Below are 20585 nucleotides of genomic sequence, written 5' to 3'. Positions count from 1 at the left end.
CACCGCCCGCATGCGGCGAAACGGACTCAGTGCTGACGCGTGCGGCGGCGGGCGACCAGCGTGATCACCGCCATGCCGCCGAGCAGCAATGCGGCGGTCTGCGGTTCCGGCACCGGTGCGGCCACCAGCTGATCGACCTGGAAGGCGAGCGACTGCGCGTGGTTGTCGGTGGCGAAGGTGATGCGGAAGCTGTCTACCGGCACGGTGACGCCGAGGCTGGCCAGGTTCCAGGTGAAGGTGAGGTGGTTCGGGTTGTTCGGGTCGGAGGCGACGAACTCACCGGTGAAGAAATCGGTGTAGCCCAGGTTCTCGCTCGCCTGTGAGCTGGAGAGCAGGAACTGCTCGCCGCCGTTGAAGCTGAGGCGCGGCAGGTTGTTCGCCGCCAGCACGCCGTAGATGCCGTTGCTGCCGGTGCTCACGTTGATATAGGTCTGGAACACGATGCTGGTCAGGCCGTCGACCGCGTCGCTGACCACCATTTCGAAGGTCGAGCCGTTGCCGGCGAACTGGTACAGGCCCGAGGAGGCCGGATAGGCGCCGCCGGAGGTGCGTCTGAGCACGGCGCCGCCTTCTGTTTCGCTGTTCGACGCGATGCCGGCAGCCAGTTGCGTGGCGGTGATGCGGGCTGCGGTCAGGTTGTTGAAGCCGTCGGTGGCGATCGAATCCTCGATGTCGTCGAAGGCGCTGTGGGTGGTGCTGGCGTAGGCAGAACCGGCGAGTGCGAAGCAGGCGGCCGCGAGGAGCGGCGCCGCGAACGGACGCAGGCGATGATGGATCATGGGTGACCTCTCTCGATGAACGGACGATGGGGTGCGCGGCCTGCGAACAGGCCTCGCGTACAGGACGCCGCATCGGAAGAGGGGCGCCGGGCGGTATGCGGGCAGGTCATGAATGCTCCGTGCGTTGCATGACTGGCTGGCCGCGATTGCCGGCTGGCTGGCAGGTGGGCCGGCCCGGAGGCCGGCAGGAAATCCGCGCGTCAGACGCGCAGGGCGTAGAACTCGACCACTTTCTGTGCTTCGAATGCGAAAGGCGTGGCGTCACCCGGCGGCAGGTGGGCCAGACGCAGGCTCAGCGCCGATTCGTCGAAGGCGATCCATTCGGCACGTTCCAGCGCCGGCGTCTGCAGTGCATCGACCACGCTCTGCACCTTGCGACCCTTGTCGGTCAGCGTGATGGTGTCGCCGACGCGCACGCGGATGGACGGGATGTTCACCCGCCGGCCGTTGAGCAGCACGTGACGGTGGCGAACCAGCTGGCGAGCGGCCGGAATGGTCGGTGCCAGCCCACCGCGGAACACGATGTTGTCGAGCCGGCGTTCCAGCAGTTCGACCAGCTTTTCGCCGGTCGGCAGCTTGGAACGTTCGGCTTCCTTGAACACGGCGCGCAACTGGGTTTCGGTCAGGCCGTAGTTGTAGCGCAGCTTCTGCTTTTCCATCAGCTGGGCGCCGAACTCCGACTTGCGGCGGTTCGGGCGGTTGCCGTGCTGGCCCGGTGGCGCAGTGCGGTTTTCGGCCGTCTTGCGGGTCAGGCCGGGGAGGTCGGTGCCGAGTGCGCGCAGCACGCGCAGGCGGGGGCCGGTGTAGCGGGACATGGATGCTCCGGGGCAGAGGTTTCAGTGCGCGGCACGCACGGCCAAATCGCCGACGGTATGCAGCGTCCAGCGGTTGATCAGGGCGCCGCAGACCTCGCGCATCAGCGGGTCGGCGCGTTCGTCGTCGGCCACCACTTCAAGATGGCGGATCACCATCTGCGCCACTTCCGGGCAGGGCCGTTCGGCGAAGCGGGTCATCACGAACAGCGTGGCGGCGGCGAGCGTGCTCGGGCTGGCTTCGCCGGCGTGCTGGTGTTCCGGGGTCATGTTGCATCCTCCGTCTGGGCGGCGCCTGGGCTGCTTGGCGCGGGTGCCGCGGGTGCTGTCGGGGAAGCTGGCGGGTGTCTGCGGGGGACCTGCAGTGCAGACGGTGGCTGGCGCGCGTTCTCTTTTTGGATGAGAACGATTCGCATTACATCATCGGTGCGGAAGGCTGTCAAGCATCGTCCACGGACAGATGCAAAGAAAAACGGCCACCCCGCAGGGTGGCCGTTTCGTCGTGCGGACGCCGCCGATCTACTTCGCCGCCGACGGATCGGTGACGAAACCGATGCGGGTGAGGCCGAGGCGGGCAGCCTCGCTCATCACGTGCGCCACCGAACGGTAGGGCACGTTCTGGTCGGCGCGCAGCTGGATCTCGGCGTTCTTGTCCTTCGCTGCTGCCTCCTGCAGCTTGGCTTTCAGCGTATCGGTGTCGATCTTCTCGCCGGCCCAGTACAGCTGTTCGTCGGGGCCGATGGCGATCTGGATGTTTTCCGGCGGCAGCGTGTTGGCGCTGGTCGATTCCTTGGGCAGGTCGACCTTGACCGCATGCGTCAGCAGCGGGGCCGTCACCATGAAGATGATGAGTAGCACCAGCATGACGTCGATCAGCGGAATCATGTTGATTTCCGCCATCGGCCCGTCGTCGTCCTGCTCGAAACTTGCAAATGCCATGTCCGGGCTCCCGATCAGTGCGCGTTGCGCGCGGCTTCGCGGCCGCGTTCGACCAGCGACAGCACGCGGTCACCGGTGGCCTTCGGATCGTTCGAGCCGCTGTCCTTGACGCCGGTCGACAGCATCACGAACACGTCGTGCGCGAAGCTGTTCAGCTCGGCCATCACGTTGCGCGTCGAGCGGGCAAAGAAGTTGAACGCAAGTGCTGCCGGGATGGCGGTTGCCAGACCGATGGCGGTCATGATCAGCGCCTCGCCGACCGGGCCCGCCACCTTGTCCAGCGTGCCCTGACCCGACATGCCGATGGCCAGCAGTGCGTGGTAGATGCCCCAGACGGTGCCGAGCAGACCGATGAAGGGCGCGCTGGAGGCAACCGAGGCGAGGAAGGTCTGGCCGTATTCCATGCGGCTGCGGTCGCGTTCGATCGAGCGCTTCAGCGCGCGGGTCAGGAATTCGTCGGCGCTGCCGGTGGCGATCAGGCCACGCGTGCCGGCATTGCCGCTGCGCAGGGTTTCAACCGCGCTGAAACCTTCGTGCACCAGGTGCGAGAACGGATCGGTCACGCCGTGCGAACGCATGTCGCGCGCCACGTCTTCCAGCGAGGAGGCGTTCCAGAAACGGTCGAGGAAGGTGCCGCTGGCGCGGCGCTGGCGGAAGGCCACGATGCCCTTGAGCACGATGAGGAACCACGTACCGATGGAGGCCAGCACCATCAGTACGAGGATGGTGGTTGCGACACCGTCTGCATTCGACAGAAAGTGCGCAAAGCCGAGGGACTCATTCATTCAAATTTCTCCTGATGGAAGCCTGATGCAAAAGTTGGCCGCCGCGCAGTGTACGCCTGACGCGGACGGGAACAAATCACGAGTTGAGACCGAAGTCGATGGGTACAAATGCCTGGCCGCCGCTGATCGCCTCGTCACCGCGGCGTGCCGGAACGAATTTCCATTTGCGCACGGCTTCGAGTGCGGCGTCATCCAGCCGCGAAAACCCACTGGACTTGGAGATTTCGACACTGGTCGGCAGACCATTCGCGTCGACCGTCACGCGCAGCATCACGCGGCCGGCTTCACCGAGGCGCTTGGACATCGCCGGATAGGCCGGGCGCGGGTTCTGCAGATAGGCAACGTTGAACTTCGGCGGGGTGACCGGCGGTGGCGCGACCACCGGCGCAGCGGTGACCGGCGCCGGTGACGGCTCGCTGACAGGCGGCGCGTCGATCGCGACCGGTTCCGGCGGCGCCGGCGGTTGCGGTGCAACGGTGGCGGTGGTCGGTGCGTCTGCCACCGCCGCGATCTGCGGCAGCGGCTGTTCCTTGCGCACCGGTTTGACCGGCTTCACCACCGGCTTCGGTTGCTCCGGCTCGACCCGTTTCTCTTCCTTGGGCGGTTCCGGAGGGGCGATCGGCAGCGGTTCGGGCGCGATCAGTGTCGCCTGCATCACCATCGGCGGCGCTTCCAGCGCCGCGGGGTTGTGCACGATCCACAGCAGCGCGGCGGCGTGCAGCAGCACTGCGCCCGCGAGCGACATGCCACGCAGCGGAAGACCCGCCGACGGTGTGCCTGAAACCGCCTCGTGACGAAGGACGCGGCTGGCGGGGCGCGCCAGAGCGGCACCCGGGGACTGCACGAAGGAGGCTTCGGATGGAACGAATGCGGCGCTGCTCATCGGGCCGCTCCGACGGAGGGGTGGGTCGTGAAGTCGTGCATCGATCGTCGGCGTTCTGTGAGTTCAGGAATGCGGTGTGCCTGCCTGCGCGGGCGTGGGCTGCGCGGATGCTGCGGGAGCGATCGTGAGCTGATCAAACAGGCGGGTCGCCGGGAAGGCGGTCAGCAGCCACAGCGCGGCGACACTCAGCAGTGCCGACAGTGCGCTGCGCAGCAACGGTGTGCGCGGCGGTGCGGGTTCGGCGTGGCGGCTAATCATGGCGGTTGTACGGACTGCGCCCGGGCGGCACCGACCCGTCGCGGACGGGCCGGTATGGCAGTTCCGTCGGGAAACCGCCGCGTGCGTCAGCTGCCGAGTTCTCCCATTGCGGACTGCGTGTAGTTCTGCAGCCCCATCTTGTCTATCAGGTCCAGCTGGGTTTCCAGCCAGTCGATGTGTTCCTCGGTGTCGGCGAGGATCTTGCGGAACAGGTCGCGCGAAACGTAATCGCCCGCGCTCTCGCTACAGGAGATCGCGTCCTTCAGCGTCGCGTGCGACTGCTGTTCGATCTTCAGATCGGCGCCGAGCATTTCCGGCACGTTCTCGCCGATCAGCAACTTGTGCAGGTCCTGCAGATTGGGCAGGCCTTCCAGCAGCAGGATGCGTTCGATCAGCATGTCCGCATGCTTCATTTCCTCGATCGACTCGTGATACTCGTGGTCGCCGAGCTTGGTCAGACCCCAGTTCCGGTACATGCGCGCATGCAGGAAGTACTGGTTGATCGCAGTCAGTTCGTTGACCAGCTGCTTGTTCAGGTACTGCAGAACCTTCTTGTCGCCTTTCATGAGACTTCTCCTGGTCAGGCGGTGCCACAACGGTGACGCCTGACCGAATTCTAGGCCGTCGCAAGGCGAGTGCGGCGACCTGTTTGTGCGAGGTATCAGGCCGCGGCGGCCTCCGCGTGAGCCCGGTGAAGACGGATCGGCTGCAGTTCGGCGCGGGCGGCGTCGATCACTTCCTTGGCGGCACGCACGCAACGGCCGCAATCGCGGCAGCAGCCGAGCTGGCCGGCGACGTCGCGCACGGTGCGGCATCCGGTATGCACTGCGGCCTTGATGTCCCGGTCGGTCACCGGTTCGCACAAGCAGATGTACATGGCTCTATTTGGTCAGGATGAGTTTTCCATTGCGCGTCAGCCGCAGCGAGTAGAGCTCGCCGCCGTGATTGATCGCGACCTGTTTGCGCCCGCCCAGCAACTGGCTCGAATCGAGCGCAGGCGGCGTCGGAGCAGCGGCGCTCTGCGGTGCCGGTTGCGGTGCCTGCGACGGGGGAGCGGATTGAGTCATTCGCCAATGGGCATAGAAATGAGAATGGTTCGTATTAGTACAGAAGCGAGAGGCGGTGTCAAGCGCGGCATGTGCGCTTCCCGCACGTCGAAGTGCAACGATCGGTGACGCCCGCCCCTACAATCGCGGGATGGACAGAAACGCCCCTGATCACATGCCGGCCGACGCACCGTTCTGCCCGGTTCATCACCCGGACTTCATTCCCCATCCGGACCATGCCGAACAGGCGGTCAGCCGCGTGCTGTGGCTCAGCGCTCTGGCCATGGTTGCCGAGATCGTCACCGGCTACCTGTCGGGTTCGATGGCGCTGCTGGCCGACGGCTGGCATATGGGGACCCATGTGGCGGCGATGGCGATCAGTGCATTCGCCTACACCTATATGCGCGCTCACCGCGGCAGCGCCCGTTACAGCTTCGGCCCGGGCAAGGTGTCCTATCTCGCCGGCTACTCGTCCAGCCTGCTGCTGGCCGGCGCAGCGCTGTTCATGATCGTCGAGTCGGCGTCGCGACTGCGCGCGCCGCACGCGATCCACTACGACGAAGCGCTGCTGGTGGCGCTGGTCGGTCTGGCGGTCAACCTGATCAGCGCATGGCTGCTGCACGACAAGGGCGGGCATGCGCACCACGGCCATGCTCACGGTCACGACCACGCTGACGATCATGCCCATCATCAGGGCGAGCACGACGACCACAATCTGCGCGCCGCCTACCTGCACGTGGTGGCCGATGCGCTCACCTCGATCGCGGCGATCGGCGCGCTGGTGGCAGGCAAGTGGGCCGGCCTGGCTTGGCTCGATCCGCTGGTGGCGGCGCTGGGTGGACTGCTCATCCTGCGCTGGGCCTGGCATCTGGCGCGCGACAGCGCCACCGTGCTGCTGGACCGCCAGGTCGAGGGCAGCGTGTTCGATGCCGTGCTCGGTCATGTCGATGACTGGGGCGGCCGGCCGCTCGACGTTCACCTGTGGCTGCTGGCGCCGGGGCGCCATGCGCTGGCGCTGACAGTGGCTGCCTCGCCGCTGCTCGACCCCGAGGCGCTGCGCGCTCGTCTTGCCGGCGAGAAGACGCTGGCGCACGTGACGCTTGACCTCAGGGTGATCGACGACGCTTCTGGTGCGGCGCAACAATCGCTATAATCGCGGGCTTTTCACAAGGAGCGAGACATGGGTCTGGAACGAGTTCCGTCGGGCAAGGATCTGCCCAACGATTTCAACGTTGTGATCGAAATCCCGATGCATTCGGACCCGGTCAAGTACGAAGTGGACAAGGAGTCGGGCGCCGTCTTCGTCGATCGCTTCATGTCGACCGCCATGCACTATCCGTGCAACTACGGCTACATCCCGCACACCATCGCCGGCGACGGCGACCCGGTCGATGTGCTGGTGATGTCGCAGTTCGCGCTGCCGCCGGGCGTGGTCGTGCGTTGCCGTCCGATCGGCATGCTGAAGATGGTCGACGAGGCCGGTGAGGATGCGAAGCTGCTGGCCGTGCCGGTGGACAAGCTGACCCCGATGTACCGCTCTGTGCAGAGCCCGCGCGACCTGCCGCAGATTCTGCTGGACCAGATCTCGCACTTCTTCGAGCACTACAAGGATCTCGAGCCGGGCAAGTTCGTCAAGGTGCAGGGCTGGGCCGACATCGAGGAAGCCAAGAAGGAAATCATGGCCGGCGTCGACCGCTACCAGCAGGCCGAAGAGAAGCCGAACTACTGAGTTCGAACTACGGCGAGTCCGGCGCCCCGCCGCGTGTGCGGTAGGGCGTGCGTTCCTCCAGTTCGTTGATGTGCAGTGCGATGCCGGCGCGCTCCCGTTCGAGGTAGCGCGCCACCGCATCGGAAAAGTCCTCGTCGCGCAGCCAGTGCGCCGACCAGGTGCGCACCGGCGTGAAACCGCGCGCCATCTTGTGCTCGCCCTGGGCACCCCCCTCGAAAGCCTGCAGGCCGCGTTCGATCGCGTATTCGATGCCCTGGTGGTAACAGGCTTCGAAATGCAGGCAGGGCACGTATTCCATCTCCCCCCAGTAGCGCCCGTACAGCCGCGTGTCGTCGCGCAGGTTCAGCGCGCAGGCGACGTCCTGCCCGTCACGCGAAGCGATCACCAGCATCAGTGATTGCGGCGTGCGTTCCCGCAGCAGTTCGAAGAAGCGGGCATTCAGATAGGGACGCTGGCCGCGCACGCGGTAGGTGTTGCGGTAGCAGGCGACGAACAGGGCCAGTTCCGCGTCGCTGATGTCGGCGCCGTCGATACGCCGCAGCGTGACGCCGGCGTCGCGCACGCGTCGACGCTCCTGGCGGATCTTCTTGCGCTTGTCGGCACTCAGCGTGGCGAGGAATTCGTCGTGGCTGCGGTAGCCGGCGTTGTGCCAGTGGAACTGTACCGATTCACGCAGCAGCAGCCTCGACGTGTCGATCGCCGCCAGTGCCGCGGCGTCCGGAAACAGCAGGTGCGCCGACGACACGCCGAGCGAGCGCGCGTGCGCGAGCCAGGCGTCGAGCAGCACGGCGCGCGCGGCGGTGTCCTGCGCCAGCAGTCTCGGGCCGGGAACCGGGGTGAAGGGCACGGCGCACAGCAGCTTGGGGTAGTACTCGCGACCGCTGCGCTCCAGCGCCTCGGCCCAGGCCCAGTCGAACACGTATTCGCCGTAGCTGTGCGACTTCAGATAGCCGGGCAGGGCGGCAACCAGGCAGTCGCCGTCGTACAGCGCGAGATGATCGGGGCGCCAGCCGCTCTCAGGCGACACGCAGCCGGACGTCTCGAAAGCGTCGAGCAGTGCGTGCGACAGCGTGGCGTGACCGCCGGTGAGCGCGTCCCACTGCGCCGCGTCGATGGCCGCCATCGACGCGTGCCGCTCGATGCGCAGGCTGTCGCGCTTCATGCCGGCGATCAGTCGTACTTGATGTACTTGAAGCGCGGATCGTCCGGAGTGCCGGCCAGCGCGCTGCCTTCTTCCGCGCCCGGTTGCCACATGATCACGTCCTCGATCTTCTTCGCCAGCTGGAAGTCGCGCTCAGTCACGCCCTTGGCTTCGTGATTGACCAGCTTGACGATCACGAAAGCATAGGACACGGCGAGGTCCGGGTGATGGAAGGCCGCCTCGGCCAGATGACCGACCGTGTTCACCACCATCAGCGTGCCCTTCCAGCCGCTGGTCTTGTACTTGCGGCGAATCCAGCCGTCCTCGTAGTACCACTTCGGCAGTTCGGCCTTCAGACGGGCATCGATTTCCTCCGGCGTGAAGGCTTCGTTCGGGCCTGCTTTTCTCCACTGCGACATATCGGTCTCCTTGAGTAACGCCACTCGTAACGCCACTCCGACCATTGCAACTCGCATGCGTTGCGTCGACCGGAATGAAAAACGCGCTGCATGCACCAGACGAGCCGGGCCGTGCAGCGCGCGCGGGGATTCGGCCGGACCCGAGGGCCCGGCCGGTCGCTCAGGACGCGAAATTCGCGGCGGCGAAGTCCCAGTTCGCCAGGCTGGCGAGGAAGGTGTCGACGAAATCCGGGCGACGGTTGCGGTAATCGATGTAGTAGGCGTGTTCCCACACGTCGATGGTCAGCAGCGGCTTGGCGTCGGAGGTCAGCGGGGTGCCGGCGCCGCTGGTGTTGACGATGTCCAGCGTACCGTCGCTCTTCTTCACCAGCCAGGTCCAGCCGGAGCCGAAGTTGCCGACGGCCGAGGCCTTGAAGGCCTTCTTGAATTCGTCGAAGCTGCCCCACTTGGCGTCGATGGCGGAAGCCAGTGCGCCGCTCGGGGCGCCGCCGCCAGCCGGCTTCATGCTGTTCCAGAAGAAAGAGTGGTTCCACACCTGGGCCGAGTTGTTGAACACGCCGCCGGCCGGGGCCTTCTTGACGATGGCTTCCAGGTCGAGGTTCTCGAACTCGGTGCCCTTGATCAGGTTGTTCAGGTTGGTGGCGTAGGCCTGATGGTGCTTGCCGTAGTGAAATTCCAGCGTTTCACGCGAAATGTGCGGTGCCAGTGCGTCGAGCGCGTAGGGCAGCGGAGGCAGGGTGTGTTCCATGTTTTTTCTCCCAGTCGGTCGGTTCAAAGCCAAGTCCATGAGTGTATGGCCGGCCATCGGTCAGCACAAGGCGAGTCAGTCGGCGGCGTCGGAATCCGGGTATGAATGGCTGACTTCGACGTCCGCGTGGCCGCGAGCGAAGTCTATTCGCAGCGGCTGCCTGTGCATCAGCGTGGCGGCGTCCCGGACAATGCGGCCCTCGGTGTCGCGCACGATGGAAAAACCGCGTGCCAGTACTGCGGTCGGATCGAGCTGAGCCAGTTGCGTCGCGCCGAGGTGCGCGCGCTGGCGGGCGTGATCCAGGCGGGCATGCATGGCGTGGCGCAGTTGTTCTGCCAGCCGCGACAGGGTTGCCTGCCGCATCGCCTGCGTCGGACGTGCGAGCCGCAGGCGCATCGCCAGTGCTTCGGCACGCCGCTGCGCCTGTGTCCGCTGTGTCGCATGGGCGCGACGGAGCCTGTCGTAAAGGCCATGCAGCCTGTCGTGTGCGATGTCCATCTGCCTTGCAGGCGGCCGCAGTCGGGCGGCGAGGTCGTCGAGTTTCTGCCCGTGTGCATCGAGCCGGCTGCGCAGCGCCCGGGCAAGGCGGGCACTCAGCGTGCGCAGACGGCCCGCCGCTTCGACGTGGCCGGCGCTGACCAGTTCGGCGGCTGCGGTCGGCGTCGCTGCGCGCACATCGGCGACGAAGTCGGCAATCGAGAAATCCGTTTCGTGGCCGACGCCGCTGACCACCGGTACCGGACAGGCGGCGATGGCGCGCGCCACACGCTCGTCGTTGAAGGCTGCCAGGTCCTCGGCGGACCCGCCGCCGCGCACCAGCAGCACGACCTCGGCGTCGACGCCGCCGGCCTGACCGATCGCGGTAGCGATCTGCCGCGGGGCGTCGACGCCCTGCACCAGACAGGGCAGCAGCACGATTTCGAGATGCGGCGCACGCCGTGCCAGAGCCGCCAGCACGTCGCGCAGTGCCGCCGCGCCCGGTGAGGTGACGATGGCCAGCCGGGCGGGCAGGGCAGGCAGGGGCCGCTTGCGCGCCGCGTCGAACAGGCCTTCGGCCGCGAGTTGCGCCTTCAGCCGGAGGAAGGCTTCGTACAGATCGCCGATACCGGCGCGGCGCATCGCGTCGACGGTCAGCTGGAAGTCGCCGCGCGCCTCGTACAGAGACACCTGGGCGCGCACCTCGACCCGCAGGCCAGCCTTCGGTTCGAAGGGCAGCAACTGGCTGCGGCTGCGGAACATGACGCAACGCACCTGCGCCGCCTCGTCCTTCAGCGAGAAGTAAAGATGGCCTGACGCGGCCCGTGTCACACCGGACAGCTCGCCACTGACCCAGAGCACCGGAAACTGGCGCTCCAGCGCGAGACGCGCGCGTCGCGCGAGCTCCGACACGGCGATGGCGGCAGAGCCGTTGCTGTCTTCATTGACTGTATTCATGAATCGATTTTCGCGACGGCCGGCGAGACCGACGCGGCTGTCATGGAAGCTTAATTTTTGATCGGCGTAAGGAAAACGCTTACCGCGAGGCGAGTTAGCAAAGCCGCTCAGACAAAACCCACACAGTTATCCACAATTTCTGTGGATAACCTCGTCGGCTGCATCGCTGGCGATGTCGCAGGGTTGCCGCCCCACGTCCTGCAAGCTACAGTTCGCCGCTTGTTCACGAAGGGGCTCTACGTGTTTGAGATCATCCGCGCGGCCGGCTGGCCGATCTGGCCGCTGATAGCCGCCTCCGTCATCGCCGTCGCGCTGATCATCGAACGTCTGGCCAGTCTGCGTCGAAGCAAGGTCGTGCCGCCGGGTCTGCTCGAATCCATCGCCACTGACCTGAAGGGCGGTCAGCCGAACGCCGACATGATACGCCGCGTTGCCGCGCACTCGCCGCTGGGCCGCGTGCTGGCCGCCGGCCTGCGCAATGTGCGCAGCTCGCGCGAAGTGATGAAGGAGGCGATCGAGGAGGAGGGGCGCGCGGTCACGCATGATCTCGAACGCTATCTGACCACGCTCGGCACCATCGCCGCGGCGGCGCCGCTGATGGGCCTGTTCGGTACCGTGGTCGGCATGATCGAAATCTTCGGTTCGCAGACCGCTACCGGCAGCAATCCCCAGCAACTGGCCAGCGGCATCTCGATCGCGCTGTACAACACCGGCTTCGGTCTGCTGGTGGCGATTCCGGCGCTGATTTTCCACCGCTACTTCCGCGGTCGCGTCGACGACTTCATCGTCGATATGGAGCAGCAGGCGATCAAGCTGGTCGAGGTGGTGCACGGCGAGCGCGCCGCGAAGTAAGGACGCCTCATGAATTTCCGACGCGGCCGCGGGCGTGAAGAGCTCGAAATCAATCTGATCCCGCTGATCGACGTGCTGCTGGTCATCCTCATCTTCCTGATGGTGACGACCACCTACTCGAAAACGGCCGGCCTCGAAATCACGCTGCCCAGTGCCGAAGCACCGGAAGCGGAGGCAACCGATCGCGAGATCAATGTGCTCATCACCGCGCGCGGCGACATCCTGATCAATCGCCTGCCGGTGGCGGCCGGCAACGCCGATGCGCTGGCCGAGGCGCTGGCGAAGGCGGCGTCGGGCAAGCAGGAGCCGGTGGTCATCATCTCGTCCGACAAGGACGCGCGGCTGCAGTCGTCGATCGACGTGATGCAGGCCGCGCAGCGCGCCGGCATTGCCGGCATTTCCTTCGCCACCCAGTCCGACGCGTCCGGCGGCCGATGAGCACCGCGCCCGCGCTGTGGCGCAGCCGCGGCGTCGCAGCCTGGCTGCTGTGGCCGCTGTCGCTGCTGTTCCGCCTCGTATCCGCGTTGCGACGCGCTGCTTTCCGCGCGGGACTGCTGCGTGTCGACCGTCTGCCGGTGCCGGTGATCGTCGTCGGCAACATCATCGCCGGTGGCGCCGGCAAGACGCCGCTCACGCTCTACCTCGCTCGCGCGCTCGCCGCGCGCGGCTGGCGCCCGCTCATCGTCACGCGCGGCTACGGCGGTCGCGCCGATGCCGTGCATGAGGTCGATGCCCGGGCCGACGTTACCGAATCGGGGGACGAACCGGTGCTGCTGGCGCGGCGCAGCGGTCTGCCGGTGTGGGTCGGTCGCCGTCGTGCCGATGCCGCACGGGCCGGGCTGGCGGCACATCCCGATTGCGACCTCGTGCTGTGCGACGACGGTCTGCAGCACTACGCGCTGGCGCGCGACGTTGAAATCGCGGTGCTCGATCGGCGCGGCGTCATGAATGGTTTCCACCTGCCGGCAGGGCCCTTGCGCGAACCGCCGGCTCGCCTGCGCACGGTCGATGCAGTGGTGCTGAACGGCTTGCCGACGCCGCCTGAGGGTGTCCGCACCGCCTTCCGCATGGGTCTGCACGGCGCGCGCTTCTATCGGCTCGATCGTCCGGAACAGCAGGCGGCGGCGGCCGATCTGGCGGGTCTGCGCCTGCATGCGATCGCCGGTATCGGTGAGCCGGCACGCTTTTTCGATCACCTGCGCGCGCTCGGGCTCGAGTTCGTCGCGCATCCGTTTCCCGATCATCACGTGTATTCGGCGCAGGACCTCACCTTCTCCGGCTGCGATGCGCTGCTGCTGACGGAGAAGGACGCGGTAAAATGTCACGGATTGTCGGACACCCCGATGTGGGTATTGCCGGTCGAGGCACACCTCGACCCTGATCTGGCGGGTTACATCGCGACCCGTCTAGCGGAGTTGAAGCATGGATCCACGTCTTCTTGAAATTCTCGTCTGCCCGGTCACCAAGGCGCCGCTGGTGCTCGACCGCGCACGCAACGAGCTGCAGTGCAAGGCCAGCCGCCTGGCGTATCCGATCCGCGACGGCATTCCGGTCATGCTCGAAGACGAAGCACGTGAAATGAGCGAGGAAGAGGTCGCCGCGCTGCGCGAGCCGGCTGGCCGCAACGGCTGAGCGACGGGGAGGTCATCATGTTCAAGGTCGTCATTCCCGCCCGCCACGCATCGACCCGGCTGCCGGGCAAGCCGCTGCTCGACATCGGTGGTCTGCCGATGGTGGTGCGCGTGGCGCAGCGCGCCGCGCAGAGCGGCGCCGAGGCGCTGGTGATCGCCACCGACCACGAAGCCATTGCCGATGCGGTGCGCGCCCACGGCTACGAGGCGGTGATGACGCGCAGCGATCACGCCACCGGCACCGACCGCATCGCCGAGGTGGCGGAGAAACTGGGCTGGTCGCCGGCTTCCGTGGTGGTGAACGTGCAGGGCGACGAGCCGCTGATCGATCCCGATCTGATCCGCCAGGTCGCGCTCGCGCTCGATCAGGACCCCGAGTCGTCGATCGCCACCGCCAGCAGCGCCATCGCCCAGGCGGCCGACTTCTTCAATCCGGCGGTGGTCAAGGTGATCTGCGACATCCACGGCCGCGCAATGTATTTCTCGCGCGCGCCGATTCCGTGGGCGCGTGATGACTTCGCCACCTCGCGCGATACGCTGCCGGCCGCGCTGGGGGCGCAGCGCCACATCGGCATCTACGCCTACCGCGTGCGTTTCCTGCAGCGCAACGCGCGCCTCGATCCGGCACCGATGGAGCAGGTCGAAGCACTCGAACAACTGCGCGCGCTGTGGCACGGCTACCGCATCCGCGTGGTGGCCGACGTACCGATGCCGCACGCCGGTGTCGATACGCCGGACGATCTGGAGCGCGTGCGCGCGCTGTTTTCCACCGGCACGGTCTGACGCATTGCCGTTTGACCGCGCTTCCCGTTGGCGGTAACGTCGCGCCCGCTGGCATTGCGTTTGCCGCGGCGCGCGCACTGTTCCACCAGAATCCAAAAAACAGACTCACATCAGGAGAGGACATGCGTCTCATACTTCTGGGCCCGCCGGGCGCAGGCAAGGGCACTCAGGCGACCTTCATCAAGGAACGCTTCAACATCCCGCAGATTTCCACCGGTGACATGCTGCGCGCCGCCGTCAAGGCCGGCACGCCGCTGGGCATCGAGGCGAAGAAGGTGATGGACGCCGGCGGCCTCGTGTCGGACGACCTCATCATCAATCTGGTCAAGGACCGTCTGAAGGAAGACGACTGCAAGGCCGGCTACATGTTCGACGGCTTTCCGCGCACGATTCCGCAGGCCGACGCGATGAAGGCGGCCGGCGTGCCGATCGACTTCGTGCTCGAAATCCAGGTGCCGGACCAGGACATCATCACCCGCATGAGCGGCCGCCGTGCCCACATCGCGTCGGGCCGCACCTATCACGTGGTGTTCAACCCGCCCAAGGTCGAAGGCATCGACGACGTGACCGGCGAACCGCTGGTGCAGCGTGACGATGACCGCGAGGAAGTGGTGCGCAAGCGTCTCGACGTGTACCACTCGCAGACGCGTCCGCTGGTCGAGTACTACTCCGGCTGGGCGCAGCGCGGCGAGCCGGGCGCACCGAAGTACCGCGCCATTTCCGGCGTCGGTCCGGTCGACGAAGTGAAACAGCGCGCCTTCGACGCGCTGGCCTGATCTGCATGGCTGCAAACCTGTTCTACGCGCAGTCCGGTGGCGTCACGGCGGTCATCAACGCGACCGCCTGCGGCGTCATCCAGGCGGCGCGTGAGCATGGCGACGTGATCGGCAAGGTGTTCGCCGGGCGCAACGGCATCCTCGGTGCGCTGCACGAAGACCTGATCGATACCTCGCTGGAAAGCGACGCAGCCATCGCCGCCCTGCGCCACACGCCGGGCGGCGCCTTCGGTTCCTGCCGATACAAGCTAAAAGGCCTCGACGAGAGCCGCGCGCAGTACGAGCGGCTGATCGAGGTATTCCGCGCGCACGACATCCGTTACTTCCTCTACAACGGTGGCAACGATTCGATGGACACGGCGTGGAAGGTGTCGCAGATCGCCGAGAAGCTGCACTACCCGCTCACCTGCGTCGGCATTCCGAAGACAGTGGATAACGATCTGGTCGAGACCGACAACTGCCCGGGCTTCGGCTCGGTGGCGAAGTATGTTGCGGTGTCGATGATGGAGGCGGGTCTGGACGTCGCGTCGATGGCGCGCACGTCCACCAAGATCTTCGTGATGGAAGTGATGGGCCGCCACGCCGGCTGGATCACTGCCGCTGCGGGCCTCGCCGCGCGCACGCCGGCCGAGGCACCGCACATCCTGCTGTTCCCCGAAATTCCGTTCGACGAGGCGGCCTTCCTGGCGCGCGTCGACGCCTGCGTACGTGAGCACGACTTCTGCGCCATCGCGGTGTCCGAGGGCCTGCGTGGCGCCGACGGCAAGCTGCTGGCCGAGTCGGGCACGCGCGACGCATTTGGCCACGCCCAGCTGGGCGGGGTCGGCCAGCAGGTCGCCGAACTGATCAAGGCGAAGCTCGGCCACAAGTATCACTGGGCGCTGCCGGACTATCTGCAGCGCAGCGGTCGCCACATCGCCTCCGGCACCGACGCGCAGCAGGCCTACGCGCTCGGTCGGCGCGCGGTCGAACTGGCGATCGAGGGCCGCAACGCGGTCATGCCCGCCATCGTGCGCGTGTCCGATACGCCCTATGCATGGAAGATTGACGTGGCGCAACTGCAGGACGTTGCGAACCGCGAGAAGATGATGCCCAGGCATTTCATTTCCGACGACGGCTTCGGCATCACCGAGGCCTGCCGGAAATACCTGCAGCCCCTGATCGAGGGTGAGGACTATCCGCCCTACGTGAATGGACTGCCGGCCTATGTCAGCCTGAAGAACGAGAGCGTGCCGCGCACGCTGCCGCCGTTCTCGGGCTGACCGGGTCGAAGACGCACCGCTTGTAGCCGCACGCTCCCCGGCGTGCGGATGACATACCAGGACATGCGCCGCAGGGGCGCGTGTCCGGCAACCCACAAGGTTGCTCGCTGCTTCCGGGGCGGGGTCACGGCGCCGCCCTTTCGTTGCACGCAGTCAAAACAAGAGGAGGGGTGATGTCGTCGTTCGGTCTGTGGTTCGCACTCGTGTGCGCAGTGGTGGCCATCGTGTATGGCGCCGTATCCAGCAAGTGGATCCTTGCCCAACCTTCCGGCAACCCCCGAATGCGGGAAATTGCCGACGCCGTGCAGGAAGGGGCAAAGGCCTATCTCAACCGTCAGTACCGCACGATCGCCATCGTCGGTGTCATCCTGACCATCCTCCTCGCCGTCACCCTGGGCATGTCCACCGCGGCCGGTTTCGTCATCGGTGCGGTGCTGTCCGGTGCTGCTGGCTACATCGGCATGAACGTGTCGGTCCGCGCCAACGTGCGTACGGCGGAAGCCGCGCGCAAGGGCATTTCCGAAGCCTTCGACGTCGCCTTCCGTGGTGGCGCCATCACGGGCATGCTGGTGGTCGGTCTGGGCCTGCTGGGGGTGGCAGGCTACTACGCCATCCTGAAGGGGGCGGCGGCACATGACGCGACCATAGACCAGATCATCCATCCGCTGATCGGCCTGGGTTTCGGTTCCTCGCTGATTTCGATCTTCGCCCGTCTGGGCGGCGGCATCTTCACCAAGGGTGCCGACGTCGGTGCCGACCTGGTAGGCAAGGTCGAAGCGGGCATTCCGGAAGACGATCCGCGCAACCCGGCGGTGATTGCCGACAACGTCGGTGACAACGTCGGCGACTGCGCCGGCATGGCGGCCGACCTGTTCGAAACCTACGCGGTGACGACGGTGGCGACCATGCTGCTCGGTGCGCTGATGCTGAAGTCGAATGCCGAGGCGGCGGTGATCTACCCGCTGGCGCTGGGCGGCTTCTCCATCATCGCCTCCATCATCGGCTGCATGTTCGTGAAGACCAAGCCGGGTCAGAAGATCATGAACGGCCTCTACCGCGGCCTCATCGTCGCCGGTGTGCTGGCGCTGATCGCCTTCTACCCGCTGACCACGATGCTGATGCCGGACGACGCGCTGAATGCGGCGATGGGCATCTACGACGGTGCGCAGATCCGGCTGTATGGGGCGGCGGTCGTCGGTCTCGTGCTGACCGGCCTGATGGTGGTGATCACCGAGTACTACACCGGCACCGACTTCCCGCCGGTCAAGCACATCGCGGAGGCCTCGACAACCGGTCACGGCACCAACATCATCGCCGGCCTCGGCGTGTCGATGAAGTCGTGCGCCTGGCCGGTGCTGGCGGTGTGCGCGGCGATCTGGGCGGCCTACACGCTGGGCGGCCTGTACGGCATCGCCATCGCGGCGACTTCGATGCTCAGCATGTCCGGCATCATCGTCGCGCTCGACGCCTACGGCCCGATCACCGACAACGCCGGCGGCATCGCCGAAATGTCGGAGCTGCCGGACTCGGTGCGCGCGGTGACCGATCCGCTCGACGCCGTCGGTAACACGACCAAGGCGGTGACCAAGGGTTACGCCATCGGTTCGGCCGGCTTGGCCGCGCTGGTGCTGTTCGCCGACTACACGCACGCACTGGAAGCGGTCGGCCACAGCGTGGCTTTCGATCTGGCCAACCCGGCGGTCATCATCGGCCTGTTCATCGGCGGCCTGATTCCCTACCTGTTCGGCGCCATGGCGATGGAAGCGGTCGGCCGTTCCGCCGGCGCCGTGGTGGTCGAGGTCCGTCGCCAGTTCAAGGAGATCCCCGGCATCATGGAAGGCACCGCCAAGCCGGACTATTCGCGCGCGGTCGACATGCTGACCGTGGCGGCGATCAAGGAAATGATGATTCCGTCCTTGCTTCCGGTGCTGGTGCCCGTCGTCGTGGCTTTCGGCATGGCTTTCCTGATGGGGTCTGAAGCCGGCGTGCAGGCGCTGGGCGGTGTGCTGATGGGTACCATCGTGACCGGCCTCTTCGTCGCGATCTCGATGACCACCGGCGGTGGCGCCTGGGACAACGCGAAGAAGTACATCGAGGACGGTCACTTCGGCGGCAAGGGCTCGGAGGCGCACAAGGCGGCGGTGACCGGTGACACGGTCGGCGACCCGTACAAGGACACGGCCGGCCCGGCGGTGAATCCGCTGATCAAGATCATCAACATCGTGGCGCTGCTCATCGTGCCGCTGCTGCCGTCAGCCACCGGGGCGACACACGCTTCGGCGCCGGTACAGCCGACCGCTCAGCCGATACAGGTGGAGCAGGTGGTGCAGCTGTCTCAGGCGCAAGCTCAGTTGCAGCCTCAGGTGCAACAACTGACGCAGACCCGATAAGGCCTCTGTGCAGGGACGAAAAAAAGCCGGCCCCGCGGGGCCGGCTTTTCTTTGCCTGTCGTTCAGCGCAGCGGCGGCAGCTGGCTGGCGCGCACCGCGGCCTTGATCGCGGCGCTGTTGTTCGGTTCGGCTTCCACCCACTCCTTCGCCACCGCCTGCAGGCGGCCCCAGTCGCCGTCGTTCTCGTGCTGGATGGCGCGCAGGAAGTAGGGCTTGTCCTCGTCGGCGGCGGCCCAGAACGGCGGGGTCGCGTCGCGGAGCGGCAGTTCGCTTGCCGCATTGCCGCTGTGCACCCATTCCACCGGCACCGCGAAGTGACGCTTCATGCCCGGAATGAAGAAGGTGAGCACGCCGACCAGGCGGCCGTCGGTGTCGAACAGCGCACCGCCGGATGCACCCTGCTGGAAGGAGGCGTCGGTTTCGATCACCAGCGCGCCATCCATCTCGTGCAGTGCGGTCACCTGGCCGTCACTCATCGACAGCGCCTTGCCGCCGGAGAAGCCGACCGCATGCACGGTGTCGCCCACCTTCAGCGTGCGCGAGGTGGCCATGTCCACCGGTCGGCCCATCGCGTGCGGCGTCGTCATCACGCACAGGTCGTGGCGCGGATCGACCGAACTGGCCTGCGCCGGCACGCCGCTGCTGCCGCGCGCCACGATCACGTTCGTTGCGATGCCGACCACGTGGCAGTTGGTGATCACATGCGTGTCGTCGATCTGCACGCCGGTGCCGGTGTTGATGCGTCCGTCGGCGTTCGCCGCCAGGACCTTCACCACGTGCATCGACAACTGGATGTATCGCTCGGCACTGGCGTGTGAAGCCTGAGCGACGGTGAGCAGAAACAGCAATCCAAGGGCACGCATGACGATCTCCTTGCTGGCTTCCGGATCCTGGCTGGACCCGGTGGCGATGAACTGACTAACGGAACATGGCTGTGTATGTATGAGGTTGTAGGTGTGTCAGCTGACGAGCGGTATCAGCGAGAAGCGTGCCAGCGCCGCGGTGAAAGGGCGCTTCAGGCACTGCGGTGGACGCGGGGGACGGTCCTGTTGCGGGCACGACGACGTGGAAACCCGCATCGGGAAAGCTTCCCGATGTTGCGTTGCAACAAAAGACTGTGGCCCCGATGCGGGAGATCGTCGCGGATCGGGCGTACGACGACGCGACGTCCGGATGGCCGGAATGTGGATGGGCGTGACCGAAAATGAAGCACTGCCGCCCCATCCATTGCACCGGGCTGGTGCGATGGATGTGTTGCAGATCGACGTCAGGCCTCGATCAGGCCGTTGCGAAGTGCAATCAGCGTCAGTTCAGCCTGGTTGGATGCGCCGAGTTTCTGCTTGACGTTGTAAAGATGGGTACCGACGGTGGAGGTCGACAGATGCAGGGTTTCGGCGATCTGGTTCACCGACTGCCCGCGGGCGAGGTGGATGAACACTTCGAACTCACGCTCCGACAGCGCTTCGACCGGATTCTGCGTGCCGGTCACGTCCTGCATCGCCAGCTTCTGCGCGATTTCGGCGTCCAGATACATGCGGCCGGCGGCCACCGTGCGCACCGCGTCGATCAGTGCCTCCGGCGCGCCGCGCTTCGACAGGTAACCGGTGGCGCCCGCCTTCAGCACCCGTTTCGGATGTGCCGTGTCCTCGTGCGCCGACAGCGCCAGGATGCGCACGCCCTTGTCGCGCGCGGTCAGTCGCCGTACGGCCTCGATGCCGCCCATGCCGGGCATCGACAGGTCCATCACGATCACGTCCGGCTTCAGTTCGGTGTAGCGCTGGTAGGCCACTTCGCCGCTGTCGGCCTCGCCGATCACCTCGATGTCCTCGCAGGCGGCGAGCAGCAGCTTGAATCCCATGCGGACGACCGCGTGGTCGTCCACCAGCATGACCTTGATCGGTCCCATTGTTGTTCTCCC

At 66.2% G+C, this 20585-nt stretch carries 26 protein-coding genes; 10 read left to right on the top strand and 16 right to left on the bottom strand.

Annotation, left to right across the window (positions count from 1 at the left end; translation table 11 throughout):
- Positions 1 to 26 precede the first annotated feature (26 nt).
- The 10 genes from IV112_RS10800 to hemP all read right to left on the bottom strand — a co-directional run bounded on the left by IV112_RS10800 (position 27) and on the right by hemP (position 5523).
- Complete coding sequence (locus IV112_RS10800; RefSeq protein ID WP_304003491.1) at positions 27 to 779, bottom strand: PEP-CTERM sorting domain-containing protein; 753 nt, start codon at positions 777 to 779, stop codon at positions 27 to 29.
- Positions 780 to 979: 200 nt separating this feature from the next.
- Positions 980 to 1594, bottom strand: coding sequence for a 30S ribosomal protein S4 (gene rpsD, locus IV112_RS10795; RefSeq protein ID WP_019918578.1), 615 nt, complete (start codon positions 1592 to 1594; stop codon positions 980 to 982).
- 21 nt (positions 1595 to 1615) lie between these two features.
- Positions 1616 to 1861 (bottom strand): hypothetical protein, encoded by a 246-nt coding sequence (locus tag IV112_RS10790; RefSeq protein WP_019918577.1) that lies wholly within the window; start codon positions 1859 to 1861, stop codon positions 1616 to 1618.
- A gap of 249 nt (positions 1862 to 2110) precedes the next feature.
- Positions 2111 to 2530 (bottom strand): ExbD/TolR family protein, encoded by a 420-nt coding sequence (locus IV112_RS10785; RefSeq protein ID WP_019918576.1) that lies wholly within the window; start codon positions 2528 to 2530, stop codon positions 2111 to 2113.
- Positions 2531 to 2544: 14 nt separating this feature from the next.
- Positions 2545 to 3315, bottom strand: a complete 771-nt coding sequence (locus IV112_RS10780) for a MotA/TolQ/ExbB proton channel family protein (protein ID WP_020164367.1) — start codon at positions 3313 to 3315, stop codon at positions 2545 to 2547.
- 76 nt (positions 3316 to 3391) lie between these two features.
- A complete protein-coding gene (locus IV112_RS10775) occupies positions 3392 to 4198 on the bottom strand; it encodes an energy transducer TonB (protein ID WP_304003490.1) in 807 nt (268 codons plus the stop codon).
- A 63-nt stretch (positions 4199 to 4261) separates the two neighbouring features.
- On the bottom strand, positions 4262 to 4456 hold the full coding sequence (locus IV112_RS10770) for a hypothetical protein (protein WP_304003488.1): 195 nt from the start codon (positions 4454 to 4456) through the stop codon (positions 4262 to 4264).
- An 86-nt stretch (positions 4457 to 4542) separates the two neighbouring features.
- Positions 4543 to 5022: a bacterioferritin gene (gene bfr / locus IV112_RS10765; protein ID WP_019918572.1), complete on the bottom strand. Its 480-nt coding sequence runs from the start codon at positions 5020 to 5022 to the stop codon at positions 4543 to 4545.
- Positions 5023 to 5117: 95 nt separating this feature from the next.
- The gene (locus tag IV112_RS10760) at positions 5118 to 5333 is read right to left on the bottom strand and encodes a (2Fe-2S)-binding protein (RefSeq protein ID WP_304003487.1); all 216 of its coding nucleotides are present in this window, start codon (positions 5331 to 5333) and stop codon (positions 5118 to 5120) included.
- Positions 5334 to 5337: 4 nt separating this feature from the next.
- Positions 5338 to 5523, bottom strand: coding sequence for a hemin uptake protein HemP (gene hemP, locus IV112_RS10755; protein WP_157256670.1), 186 nt, complete (start codon positions 5521 to 5523; stop codon positions 5338 to 5340).
- 130 nt (positions 5524 to 5653) lie between these two features.
- On the opposite strand from hemP, the gene dmeF reads away from it, so the two are divergent.
- Positions 5654 to 6655 (top strand): CDF family Co(II)/Ni(II) efflux transporter DmeF, encoded by a 1002-nt coding sequence (gene dmeF, locus IV112_RS10750; protein ID WP_304003486.1) that lies wholly within the window; start codon positions 5654 to 5656, stop codon positions 6653 to 6655.
- Between the two features lie 27 nt (positions 6656 to 6682).
- Positions 6683 to 7231 (top strand): inorganic diphosphatase, encoded by a 549-nt coding sequence (gene ppa / locus IV112_RS10745; RefSeq protein ID WP_304003484.1) that lies wholly within the window; start codon positions 6683 to 6685, stop codon positions 7229 to 7231.
- A gap of 7 nt (positions 7232 to 7238) precedes the next feature.
- Here ppa and IV112_RS10740 read toward each other — a convergent pair whose 3' ends face one another.
- The 4 genes from IV112_RS10740 to xseA form a co-directional block, all read right to left on the bottom strand.
- Complete coding sequence (locus IV112_RS10740; RefSeq protein WP_304003483.1) at positions 7239 to 8393, bottom strand: GNAT family N-acetyltransferase; 1155 nt, start codon at positions 8391 to 8393, stop codon at positions 7239 to 7241.
- Positions 8394 to 8401: 8 nt separating this feature from the next.
- Positions 8402 to 8791: a 4a-hydroxytetrahydrobiopterin dehydratase gene (locus IV112_RS10735; RefSeq protein WP_304003482.1), complete on the bottom strand. Its 390-nt coding sequence runs from the start codon at positions 8789 to 8791 to the stop codon at positions 8402 to 8404.
- Between the two features lie 160 nt (positions 8792 to 8951).
- Positions 8952 to 9539, bottom strand: a complete 588-nt coding sequence (locus IV112_RS10730) for a superoxide dismutase (RefSeq protein WP_304003481.1) — start codon at positions 9537 to 9539, stop codon at positions 8952 to 8954.
- Between the two features lie 75 nt (positions 9540 to 9614).
- Positions 9615 to 10973, bottom strand: a complete 1359-nt coding sequence (xseA, locus tag IV112_RS10725) for an exodeoxyribonuclease VII large subunit (protein ID WP_304003479.1) — start codon at positions 10971 to 10973, stop codon at positions 9615 to 9617.
- Between the two features lie 240 nt (positions 10974 to 11213).
- Here xseA and IV112_RS10720 point away from each other — a divergent pair, with 240 nt between their 5' ends.
- The 8 genes from IV112_RS10720 to IV112_RS10685 all read left to right on the top strand — a co-directional run bounded on the left by IV112_RS10720 (position 11214) and on the right by IV112_RS10685 (position 18667).
- Complete coding sequence (locus tag IV112_RS10720) at positions 11214 to 11825, top strand: MotA/TolQ/ExbB proton channel family protein (RefSeq protein WP_024300488.1); 612 nt, start codon at positions 11214 to 11216, stop codon at positions 11823 to 11825.
- Between the two features lie 9 nt (positions 11826 to 11834).
- Entirely contained in the window at positions 11835 to 12263 is a 429-nt protein-coding gene (locus IV112_RS10715; protein ID WP_304003477.1) for an ExbD/TolR family protein, read from the top strand.
- The gene (lpxK, locus tag IV112_RS10710) at positions 12260 to 13267 is read left to right on the top strand and encodes a tetraacyldisaccharide 4'-kinase (protein ID WP_304003476.1); all 1008 of its coding nucleotides are present in this window, start codon (positions 12260 to 12262) and stop codon (positions 13265 to 13267) included. The genes IV112_RS10715 and lpxK overlap by 4 nt, the downstream gene beginning before the upstream one ends.
- The gene (locus IV112_RS10705) at positions 13248 to 13457 is read left to right on the top strand and encodes a Trm112 family protein (RefSeq protein ID WP_020164379.1); all 210 of its coding nucleotides are present in this window, start codon (positions 13248 to 13250) and stop codon (positions 13455 to 13457) included. The genes lpxK and IV112_RS10705 overlap by 20 nt, the downstream gene beginning before the upstream one ends.
- Positions 13458 to 13474: 17 nt before the next feature.
- On the top strand, positions 13475 to 14239 hold the full coding sequence (kdsB, locus tag IV112_RS10700) for a 3-deoxy-manno-octulosonate cytidylyltransferase (protein WP_304003475.1): 765 nt from the start codon (positions 13475 to 13477) through the stop codon (positions 14237 to 14239).
- Positions 14240 to 14361: 122 nt separating this feature from the next.
- Positions 14362 to 15015, top strand: a complete 654-nt coding sequence (gene adk, locus IV112_RS10695; protein ID WP_019918558.1) for an adenylate kinase — start codon at positions 14362 to 14364, stop codon at positions 15013 to 15015.
- Positions 15016 to 15020: 5 nt separating this feature from the next.
- Positions 15021 to 16277 (top strand): 6-phosphofructokinase, encoded by a 1257-nt coding sequence (locus tag IV112_RS10690; protein WP_304003474.1) that lies wholly within the window; start codon positions 15021 to 15023, stop codon positions 16275 to 16277.
- A gap of 173 nt (positions 16278 to 16450) precedes the next feature.
- Positions 16451 to 18667: a sodium-translocating pyrophosphatase gene (locus IV112_RS10685; protein WP_304003473.1), complete on the top strand. Its 2217-nt coding sequence runs from the start codon at positions 16451 to 16453 to the stop codon at positions 18665 to 18667.
- Between the two features lie 62 nt (positions 18668 to 18729).
- On the opposite strand, the gene IV112_RS10680 is transcribed toward IV112_RS10685, so the two are convergent.
- Together IV112_RS10680 and IV112_RS10675 are read right to left on the bottom strand one after the other, a co-directional pair.
- Positions 18730 to 19530: a S1 family peptidase gene (locus IV112_RS10680; protein WP_304003472.1), complete on the bottom strand. Its 801-nt coding sequence runs from the start codon at positions 19528 to 19530 to the stop codon at positions 18730 to 18732.
- Positions 19531 to 19934: 404 nt separating this feature from the next.
- Positions 19935 to 20573, bottom strand: coding sequence for a response regulator (locus tag IV112_RS10675; protein ID WP_019918554.1), 639 nt, complete (start codon positions 20571 to 20573; stop codon positions 19935 to 19937).
- Positions 20574 to 20585: the final 12 nt, after the last annotated feature.

This window comes from Methyloversatilis discipulorum, from assembly GCF_018780585.1.
GTDB classification, from domain to species: Bacteria; Pseudomonadota; Gammaproteobacteria; order Burkholderiales; family Rhodocyclaceae; genus Methyloversatilis; species Methyloversatilis discipulorum_B.
This window is presented reverse-complemented; position numbering and strand designations above follow the sequence as displayed.